Below are 625 nucleotides of genomic sequence, written 5' to 3' on the forward strand. Positions count from 1 at the left end.
TAACGCCTGCATAACACGTTTACTACTATACAATTATACTTAAAATTGATGCCTTAAAACGAGAAACACCCGACAACCTGAGATGCCGAGTGTAGTAAATCGTGTTGATGCATTTGTTATGTGTTGATATTATGAGCTAAATTTTGACATTATCAGCTGATAACCAGTCTCTAAGGCTTGAGAATCAGCGCTGTCAGCACCTTCAGAAACATCATTAAACTTTTGCTCTACTTTCCAAGTTTCAAGTATATGACACTTCTTATGCCATAAACTTTCAGACCAAATAACATCATCACCATTAATGCCATCTTGAGACATTGTTATATCAGAAACCAAGTCATTAGACTCAACCCAATAATGCCACATACCACTAGGAGCTTCCCCATTTACAACTTTGAATTCAAAATTAGGGTAATTCCTGATAAGAAAGCGCGATAATAGCTGACTTGTCAAAACGCAGCATGCTTGTGGGAAATACTTGAATTTTCGATATTCGTGACCCAGTTGATAAAGTTCAGCCTGTATAATTGCTTCCTTGAAACTGCGAATGTCAGTCTCTATTTTTCCAATATCCATAAGAATTTACCTTACCCAAAAAAACACATAACGCCTGCATAACACGTTT

Annotated in this window: 1 protein-coding gene; it reads right to left on the reverse strand. The window is 36.6% G+C overall.

Annotated features, from left to right (window positions below; translation table 11 throughout):
- Positions 1–129: 129 nt before the first annotated feature.
- Entirely contained in the window at positions 130–576 is a 447-nt protein-coding gene (locus tag HC728_RS19765) for a hypothetical protein (RefSeq protein WP_190395985.1), read from the reverse strand.
- Between the last annotated feature and the right edge of the window lie 49 nt (positions 577–625).

The organism is Aliivibrio sp. S10_S31 (genome assembly GCF_014694495.1).
Classification (GTDB): domain Bacteria; phylum Pseudomonadota; class Gammaproteobacteria; order Enterobacterales; family Vibrionaceae; genus Aliivibrio; species Aliivibrio fischeri.